Annotated in this window: 22 protein-coding genes; 15 read left to right on the top strand and 7 right to left on the bottom strand. The window is 68.0% G+C overall.

Translation table 11 applies throughout. The features are described from left to right. Positions 1–34: 34 nt before the first annotated feature. Positions 35–913, top strand: a complete 879-nt coding sequence (locus tag A5790_RS13345; RefSeq protein WP_066844753.1) for a mycofactocin-coupled SDR family oxidoreductase — start codon at positions 35–37, stop codon at positions 911–913. On the opposite strand, the gene A5790_RS13340 is transcribed toward A5790_RS13345, so the two are convergent. Further along, positions 910–1,566, bottom strand: a complete 657-nt coding sequence (locus tag A5790_RS13340; RefSeq protein WP_066844749.1) for a TetR/AcrR family transcriptional regulator — start codon at positions 1,564–1,566, stop codon at positions 910–912. The genes A5790_RS13345 and A5790_RS13340 overlap by 4 nt on opposite strands. Positions 1,567–1,769: 203 nt before the next feature. Between A5790_RS13340 and A5790_RS13335 the strand changes: the two genes are divergently transcribed. The 6 genes from A5790_RS13335 (at position 1,770) to A5790_RS13310 (ending at position 6,206) form a co-directional block, all read left to right on the top strand. Continuing rightward, on the top strand, positions 1,770–2,558 hold the full coding sequence (locus A5790_RS13335) for a spirocyclase AveC family protein (RefSeq protein WP_066844746.1): 789 nt from the start codon (positions 1,770–1,772) through the stop codon (positions 2,556–2,558). Positions 2,559–2,677: 119 nt separating this feature from the next. After that, positions 2,678–2,974: a hypothetical protein gene (locus A5790_RS13330; RefSeq protein ID WP_066844740.1), complete on the top strand. Its 297-nt coding sequence runs from the start codon at positions 2,678–2,680 to the stop codon at positions 2,972–2,974. 28 nt (positions 2,975–3,002) lie between these two features. Next, entirely contained in the window at positions 3,003–3,347 is a 345-nt protein-coding gene (locus tag A5790_RS13325; RefSeq protein WP_064416897.1) for a heme-binding protein, read from the top strand. 64 nt (positions 3,348–3,411) lie between these two features. Further along, positions 3,412–4,152, top strand: a complete 741-nt coding sequence (locus A5790_RS13320; protein ID WP_369816195.1) for an HAD-IIA family hydrolase — start codon at positions 3,412–3,414, stop codon at positions 4,150–4,152. A gap of 33 nt (positions 4,153–4,185) precedes the next feature. Beyond that, positions 4,186–5,406 carry a CoA transferase gene (locus A5790_RS13315; RefSeq protein WP_066844735.1) on the top strand — a complete coding sequence of 407 codons (1,221 nt, stop codon included), beginning with the start codon at positions 4,186–4,188 and terminating at the stop codon, positions 5,404–5,406. Next, a complete protein-coding gene (locus A5790_RS13310) occupies positions 5,403–6,206 on the top strand; it encodes an acyl-CoA thioesterase II (RefSeq protein WP_066844720.1) in 804 nt (267 codons plus the stop codon). Before A5790_RS13315 ends, A5790_RS13310 begins: the two co-directional genes overlap by 4 nt. On the opposite strand, the gene A5790_RS13305 is transcribed toward A5790_RS13310, so the two are convergent. From A5790_RS13305 to A5790_RS13290, 4 genes are read right to left on the bottom strand one after another with little or no spacing between them, the layout of a single operon-like run. Next, positions 6,187–8,685, bottom strand: coding sequence for an AMP-binding protein (locus A5790_RS13305; RefSeq protein WP_066844717.1), 2,499 nt, complete (start codon positions 8,683–8,685; stop codon positions 6,187–6,189). The genes A5790_RS13310 and A5790_RS13305 overlap by 20 nt on opposite strands. Beyond that, positions 8,682–9,731: an ABC transporter ATP-binding protein gene (locus A5790_RS13300; protein WP_066844714.1), complete on the bottom strand. Its 1,050-nt coding sequence runs from the start codon at positions 9,729–9,731 to the stop codon at positions 8,682–8,684. Before A5790_RS13300 ends, A5790_RS13305 begins: the two co-directional genes overlap by 4 nt. Continuing rightward, positions 9,728–11,308 carry an iron ABC transporter permease gene (locus A5790_RS13295; RefSeq protein ID WP_066844711.1) on the bottom strand — a complete coding sequence of 527 codons (1,581 nt, stop codon included), beginning with the start codon at positions 11,306–11,308 and terminating at the stop codon, positions 9,728–9,730. The genes A5790_RS13300 and A5790_RS13295 overlap by 4 nt, the downstream gene beginning before the upstream one ends. Beyond that, complete coding sequence (locus A5790_RS13290; protein WP_066844708.1) at positions 11,309–12,325, bottom strand: iron ABC transporter substrate-binding protein; 1,017 nt, start codon at positions 12,323–12,325, stop codon at positions 11,309–11,311. A gap of 176 nt (positions 12,326–12,501) precedes the next feature. Between A5790_RS13290 and A5790_RS13285 the strand changes: the two genes are divergently transcribed. Next, on the top strand, positions 12,502–12,873 hold the full coding sequence (locus A5790_RS13285; RefSeq protein WP_066844706.1) for a heme-binding protein: 372 nt from the start codon (positions 12,502–12,504) through the stop codon (positions 12,871–12,873). Here A5790_RS13285 and A5790_RS13280 read toward each other — a convergent pair whose 3' ends face one another. Then, positions 12,874–13,692, bottom strand: a complete 819-nt coding sequence (locus A5790_RS13280) for a DUF1206 domain-containing protein (protein ID WP_066810064.1) — start codon at positions 13,690–13,692, stop codon at positions 12,874–12,876. 137 nt (positions 13,693–13,829) lie between these two features. On the opposite strand from A5790_RS13280, the gene A5790_RS13275 reads away from it, so the two are divergent. From A5790_RS13275 to A5790_RS13245, 7 genes are all read left to right on the top strand, one after another. Beyond that, positions 13,830–14,198 carry a YraN family protein gene (locus A5790_RS13275; RefSeq protein ID WP_066844704.1) on the top strand — a complete coding sequence of 123 codons (369 nt, stop codon included), beginning with the start codon at positions 13,830–13,832 and terminating at the stop codon, positions 14,196–14,198. After that, positions 14,199–15,710: a YifB family Mg chelatase-like AAA ATPase gene (locus A5790_RS13270; RefSeq protein WP_066844702.1), complete on the top strand. Its 1,512-nt coding sequence runs from the start codon at positions 14,199–14,201 to the stop codon at positions 15,708–15,710. Beyond that, positions 15,707–16,834: a DNA-processing protein DprA gene (dprA, locus tag A5790_RS13265; RefSeq protein ID WP_066844699.1), complete on the top strand. Its 1,128-nt coding sequence runs from the start codon at positions 15,707–15,709 to the stop codon at positions 16,832–16,834. The genes A5790_RS13270 and dprA overlap by 4 nt, the downstream gene beginning before the upstream one ends. 131 nt (positions 16,835–16,965) lie before the next feature. After that, entirely contained in the window at positions 16,966–17,814 is an 849-nt protein-coding gene (locus tag A5790_RS13260; RefSeq protein ID WP_066845137.1) for a siderophore-interacting protein, read from the top strand. Positions 17,815–17,838: 24 nt separating this feature from the next. Further along, positions 17,839–18,999, top strand: a complete 1,161-nt coding sequence (locus A5790_RS13255) for a lactate 2-monooxygenase (protein WP_066844696.1) — start codon at positions 17,839–17,841, stop codon at positions 18,997–18,999. 33 nt (positions 19,000–19,032) lie between these two features. Then, positions 19,033–19,935 carry a tyrosine recombinase XerC gene (locus tag A5790_RS13250; protein WP_066844693.1) on the top strand — a complete coding sequence of 301 codons (903 nt, stop codon included), beginning with the start codon at positions 19,033–19,035 and terminating at the stop codon, positions 19,933–19,935. 69 nt (positions 19,936–20,004) lie between these two features. Continuing rightward, entirely contained in the window at positions 20,005–20,892 is an 888-nt protein-coding gene (locus A5790_RS13245; protein WP_066844690.1) for an alpha/beta fold hydrolase, read from the top strand. Here the strand turns inward: A5790_RS13245 and A5790_RS25785 are convergent. Further along, complete coding sequence (locus A5790_RS25785; protein ID WP_156656386.1) at positions 20,876–21,043, bottom strand: hypothetical protein; 168 nt, start codon at positions 21,041–21,043, stop codon at positions 20,876–20,878. The genes A5790_RS13245 and A5790_RS25785 overlap by 17 nt on opposite strands. Positions 21,044–21,210: the final 167 nt, after the last annotated feature.

The following is a 21,210-nucleotide window of genomic DNA, read 5'->3' as shown; positions in this document are numbered from 1 at the left end:
TGTCACGACCGGCAAGAATCGAAGGAGCATTGACATGACCGGAAAGCTCGACGGCAAGGTCGCTTTCATCACGGGGGCCGCCCGGGGCCAGGGTCGCGCGCACGCGATCGCGATGGCCAAAGAAGGCGCCGACATCATCGCCGTCGACATCTGCCGTGACATCCCGTCCAATCCCTATCCCCTCGCCAGCCCCGAGGATCTCGCCGAAACCGAGCGTGCGGTCAAGGAGATCGGACGGCGCGTCGTCGCTCGGGTCGCCGATGTCCGTGAGCGGCACGAACTTCGGGAAGCGGCGGAGGCGGGGGTCGCCGACCTCGGAAGGATCGACATCGTGGTCGCCAATGCCGGCATTTTGCCGATGGCGATGGGCAATCCCGACCCGATGGGCTTCGTCGACGCGTCAGACGTCGACCTGGTCGGCGTGATGAACACCGTCGCGGTGGCTCTTCCGCACCTGCCCGACGGTGCGTCGGTCATCGTGACCGGCTCCACCGCAGGCATGATCCGCGGTACCACCACGAGCCCGGACATGGGTCCCGGCGGCGCGGGTTACGGCTGGAGCAAGCGCATCGTGATGGAGTACGTCGACGAGATGTGCCTGCACCTCGCGCCGAGGATGATCCGCATCAACGCCATCCACCCCACCAACTGCAACACCCACTTGTTGCAGAACGAGGGGATGTACGGCGTCTTCCGGCCCGACCTGAAGGCCGAAGGCAAGACACCGACCCGCGAAGACGCCGAACCGCTCTTCACGCTCTTCCAGGCCATGCCGATTCCGTATATCGAGCCCGAAGACATGGCCAACCTCGGAGTGTTTCTGGCCAGTGACGACAGCCGCTACATCACCGGCCAGCACATCCGCGTGGACGCCGGATCGCTGCTCAAGTGGCCCAACGGGCCTGGCGGCTAAGGCCGGTGCAGGAATCCGTGCAGGATCGCCTGCACGAGTTCGTCAACGATCGCCTCGCGCGACGGCGGTCTGTTGCCGAAGAAGGTCGAACGCAGCGCCACCATCCCGACGATCATCGCGACCGTCGAGTGCGCGGGAAGATCGGGCTGATCCGAACGCAGCCCGCGCAGGCGGATACCTTCGGCGCTGATCTGGCCGAGCAGCGTGAGCGCCCGACGGATATCGGCGATACCGGCGCTGTCGATCTCGTCGTCGGTGAGGCCGGCCGAGGAGACAAGGGTCAACAGAAGGCCGCGATGCTCGATGAGCACGTCATAGAGGCGGCCGACGAACTGCCGGGTCAGTTCCTCCTCGGTGACCTTGTCGGGTATGACGGCCTGCCAGGTCTTCCCGAAGTCGTCGACGAAGTCAGTGAACGGGAGAACGAGGGCTTCCCGAAACAGCCCCGCTTTGGAGCCGAAATGCCGGAACAGCAGATATTCGGTGACGCCTGCCGCCTCGGCGATCTCCCGCGTGGTGGTGCTGCGATAGTCCTGGCGCGCGAACAGTTCACGGGCGGCGTCGAGCAGGAGCCGCCGGGCCTCGCCGGGGGCCCTGCGCCCGGCAGGCGCCTCCGGGGCGGATCCCTTCTTCGACGAACGTCGCTGGGGCACGGGACATGACGATAGTCGTCCCTTGACCGGAGCACCGGTAATAGTGTGCACTATTACTGCTGACGCGGGCGCGGAAGGGAAGTGGTCATGGGCCAACTCATCATGCTCGGCACCTTGTTCGGGTTGCTCGTGTTGATCGTCGGCTTGGTGCTGTACTTCGATCCCGAAGCACGCGGCGAGAGGGCGGTCGCGGAGGACGACCGATGAGCACCGAGCTGACGCCGGCGCTCATCGTCGGCTTGTCCTTCGCCTACGTCGGCGGAGTGTTGTTCCTGGCCTACGGCGTGTATCTGAGCATCCGGCGCGGCCGCCTCCATCCGCTGCTGCTGCTGTCGATTTCGGCGATCTCGTTCTCGTGGATCGAGGCACCGTACGACTGGGCGGTGTATGCCCAGTTCCCGCCGGCACTTCCGCGCATGCCCTCGTGGTGGCCGATGAACATGACGTGGGGCGGCGGACTTCCGTCATCGGTGCCGATCGGCTACATCCCCTACTTCGTGTTGCCGGCGGTGATCGGCGCGGGGCTGGGGCGGCGGCTGATTAGGCGATTCGGTTGGCGCAGACCACAAACCCTGCTGATCGTGGGTCTGGTCGTCGGGTTCTGCTGGGCGCTGCTGTTCAACGGCTTCTTCGGTCCCCGCCTCGGGGTCTTCTACTACGGGTACGTGATCCCGGGTCTGGCGATCTTTGAGGGCAGCAGGTTTCAGTACCCGCTCTACGACGCGTTCGCAATGGGCCTGCAGATGATGGTGTTCACCTATCTCCTCGGACGAGTCGACTCCCGGGGGCGCAACGTGATCGAGGTGTGGGCGGACAAGCGATCGACGAGCCGTGTCGGATCGTCGCTGCTCTCGATCGCCGCCGTCGTCGTGGTCGGTCATCTCATGTACGGCGCGGTGTTCGCACCACACCTGGCGACGAAACTCGGTGGCTACGTGACATCGGGTCCGACCGAGCAACTGTTCCCGGGCGTGCCGAACCAGCCGCGCTGAGCTCTTCGGCGAATTCGAAAAACCCGACACCGTTTGCGAAGTAGGCTGCGATGATTCGCGGTAGCCGACGCACCCGGGCGCGACGGCACTGCACCCGCCTACGAGAGAGGGAGGCGGCCATGAGATCTGCCCATCGCTGCCTACTGGTTGCAGTGTCGATCTCGATGGCGCCGGTCGCTGTCGCTCCCGTCGCGTCGGCGGACTGCACGAACGCGGGCGCGGCCACCGTGTGCGCCCAGGGGACCGTACGCGGGGGGGGACCCGATGCCCCGCAGGCCGGTCCGGCTTATCCCGGCTATTGCGCCGACCCCTGGTATTGCAGCGACGACTGGGGCGTCGACATCATCCTCGATCCGGGTCCCCCCGGGATAGACATCGGTCGACCGGGCCGCCCCGGCGGCGGCGGTCCGCGCTAGTAAGCCCATCCGAGTAAGGGAGTTGTCAATGTTGTTGCGACGCAGTGCTGTCGGCGCCGGAGTGCTCGTCGGCGCGATCCTCTTCGGTGCCGCACCCGCCGCCGCCGATCCGCCGAACTGCACGGCCGCCGACCTGGCCGGCGTCATGTCCGGAGTCTCGGCGGGCACATCGTCATACCTGTTCACGCATCCGGAGGTGAACGCGTTCTTCACCGGCCTCAAAGGCAAGCCCAGGGACCAGATGACGCAGGAGATCAAGGCGTACCTAGACGCGAATCCGCGGGTCCGCGACGAGCTGCGGGCGGTCCGGCAGGCCGCGTTCGACTTCCGGGCGCGCTGCGACGTTGCGATGCCCGACTTGCCGATGGGCTAACGAGCGCGAGCGGACCTGACACACTGGGACAGTGCGCGACACACCGAAGTGCTGGCTGTCCGACATGGACGGGGTCTTAGTCCGCGAGGAACACGCGCTGCCCGGCGCCGCCGAGTTCCTGCAGCGGCTCGTCGACCTGCACCGGCCCTTTCTGGTCCTGACCAACAACTCCATCTTCACGCCGCGCGACCTGTCCGCCCGGCTGAAGCGGTCCGGCCTGGTCGTACCCGAGGAGTCCATCTGGACTTCCGCACTGGCGACCGCATCGTTTCTGACCGACCAGCTGCCGGGCGGATCGGCGTACGTCATCGGCGAGGCGGGGCTGACCACGGCGCTGCACGAGGCGGGCTACACGTTGACCGACGTCGAACCGGATTTCGTGGTCCTCGGCGAGACGCGGACCTACTCGTTCGAGGCCATCACGAAAGCGATCCGGTTGATCCTCGGCGGGGCTCGGTTCATCGCGACCAACCCCGACGTCACCGGGCCGTCCGCGGAGGGTCCGCTACCGGCCACCGGGTCGGTCGCCGCGATGATCACCAAGGCCACCGGCCGCGAACCGTACTTCGTCGGCAAGCCCAACCCGATGATGTTCCGCAGCGCGCTCAACCGGATCGAGGCCCATTCGGAGAGCACGGTCATGGTGGGCGACCGGATGGACACCGATGTCGTCGCGGGCATCGAAGCGGGCCTGGAGACGATCCTGGTGCTGACCGGGTCGACGACGGTCGACGAGGTCGAGCGGTACCCGTTCCGGCCCAGCCGCGTGCTGCCGTCCATCGCCGAAGCGATCGAACTGGTGTGAGCCGCGACGGGGCCGCTGCCTACACTGACCCCGATGACCAGCACATCCGAGGCGACGCGGCCACTGGCCGGCGTGCGCATTGTGGAGATCTCCAGCTTCGTCGCCGTCCCGCTGGCCGGGATGACGCTGGCCCAGCTCGGGGCGGAGGTGACGCGGGTCGATCCGATCGGCGGCGCCGCCGACTACCGCCGATGGCCCGTCACCGGCGAGGGCGAGAGCATCTACTGGGCGGGCCTGAACAAGGGTAAGCGATCGGTCGCCGCTGACGTGCGTTCCGACGAAGGCCGCGACGTCATCAAGCGGCTCATCGCCAGTAGCGGGATCCTGATCACCAATGTGGCCGGGCGCGAATGGCATTCATACGAAACACTAAAAGCGCTTCGCCCCGACCTGATCCATGTCGAGGTCTCCGGTCGCGCCGACGGCGGCACCGGTGTCGACTACACGGTCAACGCGGGTATCGGTTTCCCTCTGGTCACCGGGCCAGCCGAACTCGCCACACCGGTGAACCACGTGCTGCCGGCGTGGGACGTCGCATGCGGCCTTTACACGGCGCTGGCCGTCGTGACAGCGCTGCGGCACCGCGACGCCACCGGAGAAGGCCAGCGAATCGGCATCCCCCTGGAGAACGTCGCCCTGGCCACGGCGGGCAACCTCGGCTTCTTCACCGAGGTCATGGTCAACGGCACCGCACGCGAACGCATCGGCAACTCGGTGTACGGCCAGTACGGCCAGGACTTCGTCAGCAGCGACGGGGTGTCGTTCATGGTCGTCGCGTTGACCGGTCGACATTTCCGCGACCTCACGGAGCTCACCGGTACGACGAAAGCGGTTGCCGCGCTGGCAGAGACGCTCGGTGCCGATTTCTCCGACGAGGGGCAGAGGTTCGTGCATCGCGACGCGTTGAGCGGATTGTTCGCCGAATGGTTCACCGCACACACCGGCGACGAGATCAGTGCCGCGCTGTCGGCCACGTCGGTGCTGTGGGAGCGCTACCGCACGTTCGCCGAGGCGGCCACCGAGGACAAGGTCACCGACAACCCGCTGTTCACGTCGCTCGACCAGCCGCGGATCGGCACTTATCTGGCGCCGGGGCTCCCGATTTCGATCGACGGACAGTATTCGCCCGCGGTCGCATCGCCGGCGCTGGGGGACGACACCGTCGCCGTGTTGGGCGAGTGGCTGGGGCTGACCGCCGATCAGGTCGACGGCCTGGTCGCGTCGGGCGCGGTGGCGACGGGGCACGCCGGATGAGCAGGCTGCTCGACCTGCTCGAGTTGCGCTCGGGGGCCGAAGCGGACAGCTGGGTCGGGCCGGCGAGCGGCCCGGCGGGCAAACGCGCCTACGGCGGTCAGTTCGTCGCCCAGAGCCTGGCCGCCGCCTGCCGCACCGTGGATACGGATCGGCTGCCCACCAACCTGCACCTGCAGTTCCTGCGCGGCGGAGAGGCAGGCGACGACGTCGACTACACCGTCGCGCGCGTCTTCGACGGCCGCACCTCCTCGGCGCGCCGTGTCGAATCCCGGCAACAGTCACGGCTTTTGACGACGGCCACGGTGTCCTTCGCCGTGCCCACCCGCGGCCCGGAGCACGGGCGCCGACTCCCCGCGCTGTACGATCCGGAGTCCTTACCGCGCACCGGTCCCGCCGGGCCCGCACCTTCCATGCCGCTCGAGGAACTCGACATCAGGATCGTCGACGACAGCTCCTCAGGCGAGTTCGTCCGCCGTCTCTGGTGGCGCGCCACAATGCCGATTCCCGACGCTCCGATCCTGCACACCCTGATCGCGGTCTACGTGTGCGATGTGTACATGATCGATCCGGCGCTACAGGTTCACGGCCATTCGATGCGGGCGCGCACGCACCGCAGCGGCACCACGGATTCGTCGATCTGGTTCCACCAACCGGTGTTCGCCGACCAGTGGAACCTGCTCGAGACGATTTCGCCCGCCGCCGCACGGGGAAGGGGTGTCGTGACGGGAAACCTGATCCGCGCCGACGGCGTCATCGCCGCCACACTCGCGCAGGAAGGCCTTATCGCGGAGCGGGACTGAGCTTCGTCGAGGCGCCCTGCCTGCGACGCACCCGCAACCGTCGACGCGCCATCGTCACCAGATAGGTGAGCAGGATGCCGACGGCGAGCGAGGCGATCACGCCGACGGCGGGGTGGCCGGGGAACATCGCATACACCTGGTAGTGGACGAGGTAGGTGTACAGCGAAGCCTCGGCGAGAACGCCTGCCGCCACGGTCAGCGCCGCGGGGCAGCGGATGGTGGGCAGCCAGATCACCAGGGCCAGACCGCCGAACACGAGAAGCTCTCGCAGCGTGCTGTCGAAGTAGCCGTACAGCGCCACCGCCAGAACCGCCGTCAGCAGCACCCGCTGCAAGGTTGTGCCGGCCTTCGATGCCGCCCAGCCGATGGCGAAGAACCAGAACGCGAGCATGGTGAACGAGGCATCCCGGCCCATGTCCAGCCCGAGCACGTCGTAGCGCAACGCCAACCCGGCGACCAGGAACACCACGGCAACCGCGAACGGATGCCGACGCTCGACCCGGTCCATCGCCGGAATGCAGAACAGCAACGCCAGAGCGACCAGCGTCCAGACCAGAATCTCGACGAACCACAGGCGGCCTGCGGTCATGCTGTCGTGCGGACCGAGAATCTTGTTGGCCAGCAACAGGTTCGTCCAGGTGTAATCCGACGTCCACAGCAGGACGATGCCCACCCACACCACCGAAGGCACCGCGATCCAGCCGATGGTGTTCCGCAGGTGGCGCACCCGTTTGGTGCGCGACACCGGGGTCAGACAGAACCGGCCGAAGTTGTATCCGGCGATGCCGAGCAACAGATGAGCGCCGCCCCACAGCTCGAACAACTCGGCATGCGAACCGACGATCAAGATGATCGCCACAGCCCGCAACGCCACGCTGGTTTCCAGCGTCGCGTCCCACAGTCGCCACCGCGTCCGCGGCCGCTTGACCAGCCTCTCGAGTTCGCGAAGCGGCCGCTGCTGCCATCCGGCGGGCAGCTGGCCCAGCGCTCGCTCGAGTCGCACCGACATCGCCACATACGACAGCGAGTTCCCGCCGAGGTCGACGAAGCTCGCATCCGGGTCGACCGCCGCCGGGTCGAGCTGCAGCACGTCGGCGAACACCCCGCGCAGGTCGGTGGTCGACGTCGCTTCGGCGGCCCGTGCGAGTTCGCGGACGGTTTGGTAGTCGGGTTTGCCGGATTCCAGCAGCGGCAGTTCGTCCACTGCGACTGCGCGTACGGCCGATGCCGGTACGCCGGCGGCCTCGGCCGCGATGCGCTGGAGATCGCGTTCACTGTGCGCGCCGGCCGCCGCCACGACGAGGCGGTCGTCGTCGTTAGTGCAGAAGGCGGTGATGGCGCGGGCGCTCAATGCGGACTCGATGCGTTGCAGATCCACGCGCAAGCCGTACATTTTGACGAACCGGCTGGTGCGACCGATGATTTCGTAGAGCCCGTCGGGAGCGCGGCGGGCGAGATCGCCGGTGTGCAGCGATTCGACGGTCTTGTCGAGGGCCAGGTCGTCGGGGCCGCGGGCGTAGCCCATCATCACGTTGGGTCCGCGGTAGACGAGTTCGCCCACGGCGTCGTCCGCCCCTTCGGAGGTCGATTCGATCGTGAACGACCCGCCCGGTATCGGCCGGCCGATGGCCTCGGGCCGCGAACGCGCTAATTCAGGTGGCAGATAAGCCATTCGGGCGGTCGCCTCGGTCGCCCCGTACATGACGAACAGCTGCCAGCCGTCGTTTCGGGCCTGTTCTGCGAACCGCCGGACGCGCTCAGGCGGCATGCGCCCACCGGCCTGCGTCACGTACCTCAGGTCCGGCAGGTCCATCGTGTCGAACTTGATCCGCTCGAGCAGTTCGAACGTGTAGGGCACACCCGCGAACGAGGTGCCGCGGTGGTCACCAAACAGGTCCCAGAACCGATCGTCGGTCACCGAGAGATCGGTGAGGATCAGACCGGCGCCGCGGAGCAGGTGACTGTTGACGACCGAGAGCCCATAGCAGTAGGACATCGGCAAAGTGGTCGCCGCACGGTCGGTTTCGCTGATGTCGAGGTAGCGCGCGATCGCGCAGGCATTGGACAGCAGGTTGTCGCGGGAGAGCCGCACGAGCTTCGGTGATCCGGTGGTGCCGGACGTCGACATCAACATCGCCAGGTCCTCGTGCAGGCGACGCCCTCCGCCTCTGCGGCGATGGTGGATCACCCCGTCGCCGACGACGGTGTCGGGTTCGTAGGTGCGCAGGATCGTCGAGTGCTCCCGTCCGCCTGGAACGGGAAGCACCACATGGTCAGCCGCCAGCGCGGCGAGATAGTGCACGAGCGTGTCGATGTCGTTGCGCGTTTCGAGCAGCACGAGGCGTCTGCTCTCACCGAGGTCGGGCATCGCGGCAGCAACCCGGTCGGCCAGCGCGGCATAGGTCATGTGCTGCGTATCGGTGTGCACCGCGAAGTTGTCGCCGTAGCCGCGGAGGTGCTCGATCAGGGGGTTGGTCACAGCGCGACTCCGCTTCCGACCACCTGGATGTGGACCTTCGTGTCGACCTGCGGTGGATCGAGGCTGTGCTGGCGCACGATGATCGGGTCCGCGTCGCCGGCGGGGTCGACAGTCAACAGCACGTCGTGGCCGAGGAACTCTACGGCCAGTACGGTCCCAACGCCCTCGAGCCGCTCGGTGTCGGAAACCACCTTGGCGACAAGCTGTTCGGGCCGGAGAAGCAGCGTCGCGGGGCCCGTGGGTGCAGTTCCCGTACCGTGCAGGGGGATTCGTCCCAGCGCGCATTCGGCGATACCGTCGGTGACCGTGCAGGGGAGGGATACGCAGTCGCCGAGGAATGCGGCGGTGAAATGGTCGGTCGGATGCCGGTACACCTGCTGCGGCGGTCCCACTTGCGTGAACCGCCCGTCGCGCATGACAGCGACCTGATCGGCCACCGACAGCGCCTCCTCCTGGTCGTGAGTGACCAGCAGCGTAGTGACACCGGCATCGATCAGCAGGCGGGCTACGGCTTTTCGCGTTGACGCGCGCAGGCCGGTGTCGAGGGCGCTGAACGGTTCGTCGAGCAGCATCACGACCGGTTTGCGGGCGAGCGCCCGTGCGAGGGCCACCCGCTGCTGCTGGCCGCCCGACAGTTCGTGCGGTCGGCGTGATGCGAAAGCGGCATCCAACGAGACCGTCTCGAGCAATTCGCCGACGCGGCCGCGAATCTCTGCTCGGCGGAGCGATCCGTTCAGGCCGTATGCGATGTTCTGCCCCACGGTCAGATGCGGAAACAGTGCGCCGTCCTGGGCGACGTAACCGATCGCGCGCCGGTGCGGTGCGAGGGCACCGCCCGGACCCGCGACCTGGCGTCCGCTGATGACGATCGTCCCGTCGTCCGGTGTCTCGAATCCCGCGATCAAACGAAGCAGCGTGGTCTTGCCGCACCCCGACGCTCCGACGACCGCGGTGATGGTACCCGCCTGCATTTCCAGATCGATTTGATCGAGCACCGTGTGACCGTCGAAAGCCTTGGCCAGCCCGTGTATTTCGGCAACGCTCACAGTGCCGCCGCCTTCGTCGACTGCCGGTACAGCAGCAAGGTCACCGGTATGGCGAGGACCACGAGCACCAGTGCATAGGGTGCCGCCGCCGCGTAGTCGAGCTCGCTGGAGAACGACCAGAACATCATCGCCAGCGTCCGCGTTCCGGTGGGCGCGAGCAGCAGGGTAGCGGTCAGTTCGGTTGCCACCGCCACGAACACCAGCGAGGCCCCTGCCGCCGCGGCTGGAGCGGTGAGCCGCAACGTCACCCGGAGAAACGTCACCGTCGGCGAACTGCCCAGCGACCGGGCCGCCTCCTCCAGGCTCGGCGGAACCTGAGCGAGGCCGGCTCGCACGTTGACCAGCGCGCGGGGCATGAACAACAGGACGTAGGCGAACACGATCAATGTCAGGCTCTGATAGAGGGGGCGCACGAAGTGAATCGTGAAGGTCACCAGCGCCAGCGCCGTGACGATGCCGGGCAGCGAACTGGTCACATAGTTGGCACCTTCGACGACGCGAGCAAGAAAGCCGGACGAGCGCACGGCCACCCAAGCGACCGGGAACGCGAGCACAGTCGTCACAACCGCTGCGGCCGAAGCCAATCCGACGGTCTGACCCAGCGCCGAGAGGATGTCATCGACGATCCAAACCTCGCCACCTCCCAACCACAGCCACCGCAGGATCGTGCCGACCGGCACTCCGATGGCCAGAACAGCCAGTGCCGTCAGCGCAATCGTCGCCGGAACCACGCTGTGGCGCAAATGAATCGGTGCGCTCGCGCGCGGGGCGCCAGAACCGATCCTGGCGAACCGGGCGTTACCCCGCGCGGAGGCCTCGACGACCAACAACGCCAGACACAGGAGCACGAGCACACCCGCCAGCATGCTGCCTGCGGCTCCATCGAAGGTGGCCTGGAACTGCTGGAAGATCGCGACTGTGAAGGTGTCGAACCGCAACATCGCGAACGCGCCGAACTCCGCGAGAAGATGCAACCCGACCAGCAGCGAACCTCCCAGGATGGCGAGTCGCAACTGGGGAAGCGTGACGCGCAGAAACACCCCCGCCGAGCCGGATCCCAGCGCCCGTGCCGATTCCTCGACGGCAGGATCGAGCCGCCGCAGCGTCGCGGCGACCGGTAAGTACATGAACGGGAAATAGGACAGGGTGGTGACCAGAACCCCCGCCGATAGGCCGTGCAGCGACGGGATCACCCCGATCCAGGCATAACTGTTGACGAACGCCGGAACAGCCAGCGGCGCAACGAAAAGCGGCCGCCACAGCGCCCGGCCCGGAAGGTCCGTCCGCTCCACCAGCCACGCCGCGCCCACACCGATCGCCACACACAGCGGAACCGTGACGAGAACCAGGGCGACCGTGTTGACGAGCAGTTCACCGACACGGGGGCGCACCACGAGTTCGTACGCACGCGTCCACCCCACCGAGACCGTCGCCCAGGCCACGTATCCCAGCGGGATGCAGGTGGCCGCCACCAGGATCGCGACGGTGACCGAGATGAGCGGGCCGGGCCGGGCCGTCTTGTCCGACCGCGACACCGGTGCCGCGGGCGGGGGGACAGGGGGAGCGGCGGCGACCACTTACAGCAAGCCGGCTTTCGTCATCAGATCGGTGACCTTCTGAGCGTCGAGGTGCGACGGGTCGACGTTCGGCGCCTGCAGAGTGTCCAACGGAGGCAGGGCGGGGTTCGCGGGCACACCACTGGCGACCGGGTATTCGAACGACGTGCCCTTCTCGAGCACCTCCTGGCCGGCCTTGCCGGTGATGAACCGGACGAACTGCTGGGCTTGGTCCATTCGGTCGGTCGAGGCGAGCACCCCACCACCGGATAGGCTGACGAAGGCCCCGGGATCCTCGTTCTTGAAATAGTGAAGCGCGGTATTGCCGCTCATCTCTTTGGTTTTCGCTTGATCGCGGAACCAGTAGTAGTGGTAGATCACTCCGCCGTCGACCTCGCCGGCGTTGACGGCCTTGAGCGTGGCGATGTTGTCGCTGTAGAGCTTGGCATTGGCCTTCATCGCGGCCAGCCACTGTGCGGTCGCGGGCTCGCCCTTCAGTTGGAGCAGCGCCGAGACGATCGCCTGGAAGTCGGCCTTGGTCGGCGGGGCTCCCCAGCGGCCCTTCCATTCCGGCTGCTGCAGGTCGAGCAGTGACTTCGGCAGCTGGTCGGGCTGCAGTCTCGAGGTGTTGTAGACGAAGACGGTGCTGCGCGCGGCGACCCCCGTCCACTTGCCGCTCGGCGGTCGGTACTGCGGCGGCACCTGCTCGAGGGTCTCGGGTTCGAGGTCGGCGAACAGGCCGGCGCGCTCGACTGCGGCCATCGCCGGGGAGTTCTCCGTCAGGAAGACATCGGCAGGCGATGCTTTCCCTTCGGCCACAAGCTGATTGCCGAGTTCGGTGTCACCACCCTGGCGGTAGGTCACCTTGATCCCGGTCTCCTCGGTGAAGGCGTCGATCCATTCCTTGGTCAGCGACTCGTGCTGGGCGTTGTAGATCAGCAGTTCGTCGCTTTCGCCGGAATCCGAGCAGGCCGTGGCGCCGGATGTCAGCGCGAGGGTTGCCAGGACGGCGGCGATCCGCCTCCACCGTGATCGCATACAGGGGGTCCTTTCGCGGTACGTGCAGGTCAGGCCGCAATCTTTAGCTGAGGTTTACCTAACGAACATACCCTGTCGACCTCGCCGCCCGCAGTTTGCAGAGCAATTCGGCGGGGTAGTTTGCTTGCAACCAGGGGGCCGGTCGGCCTCGCGATACAGACACCGGAGGACGGGCGATGAAGAGGTCAAAGCGATCGGCAATGGTATGCGGAGCGGCACTGGCGGCCGCCGGCGTCTTTGGCGCCGTCCCCGTAGCGAGTGCGGCGCCGTGCACGGCCAGCGGGTTGGCGACGACGGCGAGCGGCGTGCTCAGCCAAGCGGGCGGGTACCTCGAGTCGCACCCGGGTGCCAACGAGGTGCTGACCGCTGCGGCGACGCAGCCGCCGGATGCTGCCCGCGCCAACGTGCGGGCGTACTTCACCGCCCACCCCAACGAGTACCTCGACCTGCGTGGGATCGCCGCACCGCTGACCGATATGCGCGCGCAGTGCGGGATCGCCGTCAGCCCCGGCCAGTTGGCGATGCTGTTCGAGGCGATGGGCGAATAGTCACATCCGCCCGGACCGGGCGCGGACGAAGTTGTAGACCCCGAAGGCGGCGATGCCGACCGCGGCGAGGATGAGAAGGAACTTGCCGAACGGCGCCTGCCCGAGTGTCTTGACCGCCGCGTCGAGCCCGGTCGCCTTCGCGGGATCGGCCTGCAGCGTGGCCACGATCACGAGCACACCCGCGCCCGCGAGGACCAGTCCCTTGGCGGTGTAGCCCGCGACGCCCACAGCGGTGACGCCGGTACCGCCCGAAGCCCGCAGATCTTTGAAGAACTTTTTTGCCACGCCCTTGTAGACGTGGTACCCGCCGACCACGATCAAGCCCAGCGCGATCGCGACCAACACGGCCTTGCCCCAACCGGATTGCATCATCTGCGCGGACAGGCCGGCGTTCTGTTGTGAACTCTGCTGTCCGCTGCCCATGGCGAAGCGGGCCGCCGAGAAGGCGATCGCGAAGTTGACGGCGGCCAGGCCGAGCGATTTCACGCGCTTCCACGCCGGTGTGTCGTCGCGGAAGCGGCCCGAGCCCTCACCCGGTCTCGGGCCGACGATCGCCTCGGCGACGCGCCACAGCCCGAGCGCCAGCAGTCCGGCGGCGACAACCCACAGGAGCACTGCGCCCCCCGTCTGTTGCGCCAAGGTCGCCAGCGCCCCCGACTGGTCGGCGTTGCCGCCGGATCCCAACGCGATGCGCAGGATCAGATAGCCGACGAGCAGATGCAGCACGCCGCTGATCGCGAAACCGGCACGCGCGGTGTATTCGAACGCATCGCTGTCGGTCGCGCGGTCGGCGACTCCGTGTAACGAGTTGTCGGTCATGCCGGCGTGTACCCGCTTTTTGACGTCGGCGAAACGGTGCCGGCTCGATCTGTGGATGAAGCCTGCGTTGGGGATGACGGGGACCATCGGCACGGCGGCGCCGCCGATGTGTCGGTGGCCTGCTCGACGGTGAAGCCATGACTTCATGGACCCGTGCCGAGATCGGCGCGCTGGGCGAGCAACTTGCGGTCGATCACCTGCAGTCGTTGGGGCTGCGGGTGCTCGAGCGCAACTGGCGGTGCCGGTACGGCGAGCTGGACGTGATCGCGGTCGACGATTCGGTCCGCACCGTGGTCTTCGTGGAAGTGAAAACCCGCACGAGCGATCGGTTCGGCGGGGTCGAGGAGGCCGTGACCCCGCAGAAGGTGCGTCGGCTGCGGCGGCTCGCCGGCTTGTGGCTGGCCGCCCAGGAGACCGGGTGGCCGCAGGTGCGCATCGACGTCGTCCGGGTGCGGCTCGGCCGAAGCCGCACACCGGAGATCACGCATCTTCAGGGGGTGGGGTAGATGGCGATGGGGCGGGCGTTCTCGGTGGCGGTGACCGCGCTCGAGGGCCAGATCGTCGAGGTCGAGGCCTTCATCGGTTCCGGTCTACCGAGCGTTGACCTGGTCGGCCTGCCGGATGCGGCGCTGCAGGAGTCGCGCGCCCGGGTCCGGGCTGCGATCACAAACTCCAAGTGCGACTGGCCGATGACCAGGTTGACGATGGCACTGTCACCGGCGACTCTGCCCAAGGTCGGGTCGGTTTATGACCTCGCGTTGGCGTTGTCGGTATTGTCGGCCAGCGCGAATGAACGGTGGCCGCGGCTCCAAAAGACCGTGCTACTCGGCGAATTGGCCCTCGATGGACGGGTTCGTTCGGTCAGGGGCATCCTCCCGGCTGTGCTGGCCGCCAAGCGGGAGGGCTGGCCGGCGGCCGTCGTTCCCGCCGGAAACCTCGCCGAAGCGAGCCTGGTCGAGGGTATCGAGGTGTGGGGTGTGCGCACGCTGAGTCAGTTGAAGTCGTGGTTGCAGGGCAAGGAACGACTCGAAGGGCGCATCGCGTCGCCGTCGTCGAGACCCGAACCGATGGCCGACCTCGCCGACGTGGTCGGTCAAACCGAGGCGCGGTATGCCGTCGAGGTGGCCGCGGCGGGTGGTCACCACCTGATGGTGACCGGCCCGCCGGGCGTCGGGAAAACAATGCTGGCCCAACGCCTTCCGGGTTTGCTGCCGGCGCTGTCGGAGAGCGAGGCGCTGGAGGTCACCGCGATCTACTCGGTGGCGGGTCTCCTCTCGGAACAGGCCCCGCTGATCACCCGCCCGCCATTCGTCGCGCCGCATCACACGTCGAGCGTGGCGGCGATGGTCGGCGGCGGGTCGGGGATCGCGCGGCCTGGCGCGGTCAGCCGCGCGCACCGCGGCGTGCTCTTCCTCGACGAGTGCGCCGAGATCGGCAGCAGCGTGCTCGAATCGTTGCGTACTCCGTTGGAGGACGGTGAAATTCGCCTCGCCCGCCGTGACGGCATCGCCCGGTATCCGGCACGGTTCCAGTTGGTCCTGGCAGCGAACCCGTGTCCGTGCGCCCGCCCCGACCCACGGGACTGTGTATGCACCGGCCACGAGAAGCGACGCTATCTCGGCAAGCTTTCCGGTCCGCTGCTCGACCGAGTCGATCTTCACGTGCGAATGCACTCGCTGCGGGCCGGCGCGATCGTCGCCAAGGACGGCGAATCCACCGAGGTCGTGCGTGAACGTGTGGCCGCGGCACGTGCCGCTGCTGCCGAGCGGTGGCGGCCACATGGGATCTGCACCAACGTCGAGGTCAGTGGTTCGTTGCTCCGACGCAGGTTCCGGTTGCCCCCGGCGGTGATGAAACCGTTCGAGGCGGCGCTCAATCGCGGCACACTCAGCGTCCGTGGTATGGATCGCACGTTGCGGGTCGCATGGACGTTGAGCGACCTGGCGGGCCGGACATCGCCTACCCTCGAGGACGTCACCACCGCGTTGAGTTTCCGGCCGGCCGGAGGTCTGCCGTGATCGACGAAACCACCGAAGCCTGGGCGTATCTGTCGCGGGTCGTCGAGCCTCCCTGTCCCGCACTTGCAGCGCTGGTGGCGCGGGTGGGTGCGGTGGAAGCCGCGGAGCGGGTGCGGCGCGGCTCGGCAGGCGAAGAAGTCAACCGGCACGCCGAGGCGCGTCGTGACATCGACTGTGCTGCTGATGATTTGGCGGTGTTGGCGGGCCGTGGCGGTCGGCTGATAACCAGCGACGACGACGAGTGGCCGCTACTGTCGTTCGCAGGGTTCGGAGGCGCTCCGGACCGGTTGCGGCCGCAGGCGCATGCCCCGATGGTGCTGTGGGCGCTCGGGCCCGCGGCCCTCGACGAGGTCGCCTTCCGATCCGCCGCAGTCGTCGGGACCAGGGCCGCGACGACGTACGGCGAATTCGTCGCTGGCGACATCGCGACCGGGCTGGCGGAGCGCGACGTCGCGGTGGTGTCCGGTGGCGCGTTCGGTATCGACGGTGCAGCCCACCGCGCGACGCTCGCTGTGGAAGGGGTTACCGTCGCGGTGCTCGCCGGTGGCGTCGACGTCCCGTATCCGGCCGGGCATTCCGCGCTGCTGCAGCGCATCGCCGAACACGGGTTGCTTCTCAGCGAATATCCGCCCGGCGTGCGCCCCGCGCGCCACCGGTTCTTGACCCGTAATCGGTTGGTGGCGGCGCTGTCCGGGGCGACCGTCGTGGTCGAGGCGGGCGCGCGAAGCGGTGCGGCCAACACCGCGGCTTGGGCGCGGATGCTCGGTCGCTCCGTGTGTGCGGTACCGGGGCCCGTGACGTCGTCGGCGTCGGTCGGGTGCCATGCGCTGCTACGGAGCGGAGGAGCGCAGATCGTCACGCGCGCGGCGGACGTCGTCGAACTCGTCGGCAGGATGGGTGAACTGGCTCCCGAGGAGCAACATCCGGCCTCACCGCTCGACGAGCTCGGCGACATCGAGAAGCGCGTTTACGACGCGCTTCCGCGCCGGGGTGGCCGCACCGCCGAGGAGGTCGCGGTGGCCTCCGGTCTGCCGGCGCGTCAGGTGCTGGGTCCACTGGTGAACCTGGAGTTGTCCGGCCTGGTGGTCGGCCGGGACGGGAGGTGGAAGCTGGCGGCGGGGTGACCCGGTTGTCCGCAAGGCCGCTGGTCGTACGAGGTAGAACCCTGACCGACGGCCTCCGCTCGTATAGTCGGTGAGGCCGGCTCGGAACCAGTGTGGTCGACCAGGTCGGCCGAGTTTTGGAGGGATTCTTCGTGGCAGCGCGACCGATACACACCTTCGAAGTGGTGCGTACCGAGCAATTGACACCGCACATGATCCGGCTGGTTCTCGGCGGATCGGGATTCGACACGTTCACCCCGAACGAGTTCACCGATGCCTACGTCAAGATCGTGATCGTCGATCCCGGCATCGATGTCGCGCAGTTGCCGCAGCCGCTGACACTCGACTCGTTCTCGTCGCTGCCGCCGGAGCGGCGGCCCACCGTGCGCACCTACACCGTGCGCAGCGTCGATCCCGAGCGCCGCGAGATCTGCATCGACTTCGTGGTGCACGGTGACCACGGCGTCGCCGGGCCCTGGGCGGCCGCCGCGACCCCCGGCCAGCCGGCCTACCTGATGGGTCCCAGCGGCGCCTATGCGCCCGATCCCGCGGCCGACTGGCATTTGTTGGCGGGTGACGAAGCGGCGGTGCCCGCCATCAGCGCCGCGCTGGAAGCGATGCCGGACAACGCGATCGGGCGAGTCTTCATCGAGGTTGCCGGACCCGATGACGAGGTTCCGTTGAAGAAGCCCGACGGTGTGGAGGTGCGGTGGATCTATCGGGGCGGGCGTGCCGACCTGGTGCCCGAGGATCAGGCCGGTGACCACGCTCCGCTGATCGCCGCGGTCAAGGAGACCTCGTGGCTGCCGGGACAGGTGCAGGTGTTCATCCACGGCGAGGCCCAGGCCGTCATGCACAACCTGCGCCCCTACATCCGCAAGGAGCGCGGCGTCGAGGCCAAATGGGCGTCGTCGATCTCCGGATACTGGCGTCGCGGCCGCACCGAGGAGACCTTCCGCCAATGGAAGGCCGAGCTCGCCAAGGCCGAATCCGCTACCTGACCGGCGGCCTGGCACGCTTGCCACATGACGTTCGGTAACTACCAGTTCGAGATCTACCTGCAAGGCCTCTCCGGCATTGTGCCGAAGCTGCCGATGACGTTCGCGCAGTGGGAGGCCAAGGCGGAAGCGGCCATGCCGCCGTCGGTGTACTCCTACGTCGCCGGCGGCGCGGGGGATGAGCGGACCCAGCGGCTCAACCGCACCGCGTTCGACAACTGGGGTCTGATGCCGCGGATGTTCCGCGCCACGCGCGAACGCGACCTCTCGGTCGACCTGTTGGGCATGACATTGCCCTCGCCGGTGTTCATGGCGCCGATCGGCGTGATCGGCATCTGCGCGCAGGACGGGCACGGTGACCTCGTCACGGCCCGCGCCGCAGCGCGCACCGGTGTGCCGATGGTCGTGTCGACCCTCACCGAAGACCCGCTCGAGGACATCGCCGCTGAATTCGGCGAAACGCCAGGCTTTTTCCAGCTGTACACGCCGACCGACCGGGAGTTGGCCGCCAGCCTCGTCCACCGCGCCGAGGCCGCCGGATACAAGGGGATCATCGTCACCCTGGACACCTGGGTGCCGGGATGGCGGCCACGGGACCTGTCGACGTCGAACTTCCCGCAGCTGCGCGGCAGCTGCCTGGCCAACTACACCAGCGACCCGGTGTTCCGCGCCGCACTGCCGCAGCCGCCCGAGGAAAACCCGCAGGCCACCGTCATGCACTGGGTGGGTCTCTTCGGCAACCCGCTGACGTGGGACGACCTGCCGTGGCTGCGTTCGCTGACCGACCTACCGCTCATCGTCAAGGGCATCTGTCATCCCGACGACGCGCGGCGCGCCAGGGACGGCGGCGTCGACGCGATCTACTGCTCCAACCACGGCGGACGCCAGGCCAACGGCGGGCTGGCGGCCATCGACTGCCTACCCGGGGTCGTGGAGGCGGCCGACGGGCTGCCGGTGCTGTTCGACTCGGGCATCCGCAGCGGCGCCGACATCGTCAAAGCGCTCGCGCTGGGCGCCACTGCGGTCGGGATCGGACGGCCCTATGCGTACGGACTGGCGCTCGGCGGCGAGGACGGCGTCGTGCACGTGCTGCGATCGCTGCTTGCCGAGGCCGATCTGACGATGGCCGTCGACGGTTATCCCACCCTCGCCGATCTCACTCCGGACACGCTGCGGCGCGTCACCTGAGCGTTGCCGAGGGACTCTGCGACGGTTGGTGTCGTGGAAGGCGTCCTCGAGGAGTTCGACGAGTACCTCGCGCTGGAGCGAGGCCGCTCCGAACACACCCGTCGCGCGTATCTCGGTGACCTTCGGTCGCTGTTCGGGTTCATGGCCGAGCGCGGACACGCCGTCAGCCTGAACGCGCTGAGTCTGCCGGTGCTGCGATCGTGGCTGGCCGCGCAAGCCGCCGCCGGCGCCGCCCGCACGACGCTGGCCCGGCGCACGTCGGCCGTCAAGATGTTCGCCGCATGGGCGGCGCGGCGCGGCCTGATCGACGCCGATCCCGCGGCCCGGCTGCAGGTACCGAAGGCCCGGCGTGAACTGCCCGCGGTGTTGCGTGAGGACCAGGCGCTCGACGCCATGGCGGCCGCGAAATCGGGCGCCGAACAGGGCGATCCGATGGCGCTGCGCGACCGACTGATCGTGGAGTTGTTGTACGCCACCGGAATTCGCGTCAGCGAGCTGTGCGGGCTCGACGTTGACGACGTCGACATGCCGCGGCGGCTGCTCCGGGTCCTCGGCAAGGGCAACAAACAACGGACGGTGCCGTTCGGTGCGCCCGCGCAGGAGGCGTTGACGGCGTGGCTCGATGGCGGCAGGCCGGCGTTGGCGACCGCGGACTCGGGCCCGGCGCTGCTGCTGGGGGCGCGTGGTCGTCGGCTCGACCCGCGCCAGGCGCGCACCGTCGTGCACCAGACCGTCGCGGCGGTAGACGGCGCACCCGACATCGGACCGCACGGGTTACGGCACAGCGCCGCAACGCATCTGCTGGAAGGCGGCGCCGACTTGCGCATCGTGCAGGAGCTGCTCGGCCATACCAGCCTGGCCACCACGCAGCTCTACACCCATGTCACGGTCGCACGGCTGCGCGCTGTCCACGACCAGGCCCACCCTCGCGCTTGACTACGGTGATTTCGGTGTAGCCGGTTGCGCTGTGCGCACCCGCGAGCACCGAAATCGCAAAGGAGGAACGTGGTCAGGTCGACGGTCGAGCTGTCGTGGGGGCCGGTCAGCTACCTCGAGTGGGCACCCGAGCGCGTCGACGCCGCGCCGACCGTGGTGCTGTTGCACGGCGGCGGAGTGGACAGCGCGTCGCTGTCCTGGAGTAATGTCGCGCCGAGGCTCGCGGCCGGCGGTTACCGCGTGCTCGCGCCCGATCATCCGGGCTACGGCGACAGTCCGCCGGCGCCGTGGCCCTCGACCCAGGATCGGTTGGTCGGCTACGTCGGCGAGTTCGTCGACGCGCTTGCCCTGGACGGCTACGCGGTCGGCGGTTTGTCGCTCGGTGGTGGGATGACGATCGGCCACGTGTTGGAGCGGCCCGAAAAGGTCACGGGGGCAATGCTGTTGGCCAGCTACGGGTTCATGCCCCGGCTGTCTGGAGGGCCGCTGTCCGGTCTCCGGCAGGCGCTGACCTGGGCCATGGTGCGCACCGGCCTGCTGAAAACGGTGAGCCGGTGGTCGGGGCGAAGCAGGCGTGCCATGGCGTGGGTCCTGCCGGCGCTGATCGGCGACCCCGCTGCGCGAACTCCGGAACTGGTCGACGAGATCCTGTCGGCGGCCCGAGCGGATCACGCATTCGAGGCGTTCGGTCAGTGGCAACGCGATCAGGTCCGGTGGAATCGTCTCGCCACCGACTACCGCGACCGGCTCGCGACGTTCCCGCGCCCGGCGCTGATCGTTCACGGAGACAAGGACAGCAGTGTGCCGGTGGCGGCGGCGCGGGCAGCGGCCGAACTGATCCCAGCGGCGCGCCTCGAAGTGGTTGCGGGCGCGGCACATTGGGTGCAGCGGGACCGGCCCGACGTCGTGGTATCCGCGATGCTGGAGTTCCTCGACACGCTCAGCGCAGCAGCTTGATCACCTCGGCGATATCCGGCATCGCCGATGGCCGCCCGGGCAGGTCGTCGAAGACGAACCCTCGACGGCGCGGGCGAACGCCCACATCTGCTCGCCGGTGCGCGGCAGGCCGGCGGTCAACCCGAAACGCATGGGCCGTTGCGATGTTCATCGGTGCTCACGGTTCGACGTGAGGCGCACGCTCGTGCGGGGCCGAGCGTGCGCAGACCGACGAAAAGTGGCGGCGTGTCGTGTGCCGACACGCACTCAGTGTGATGGTTGTGGGGCCGCGTTTGCGGTGGTTGGGTTCTTCTCATCTGGTGCCTGGTTCAGACGCGC

Source organism: Mycobacterium sp. 852002-51152_SCH6134967 (assembly GCF_001667105.1).
Taxonomy (GTDB): Bacteria; Actinomycetota; Actinomycetes; order Mycobacteriales; family Mycobacteriaceae; genus Mycobacterium; species Mycobacterium neumannii_A.
This window is presented reverse-complemented; position numbering and strand designations above follow the sequence as displayed.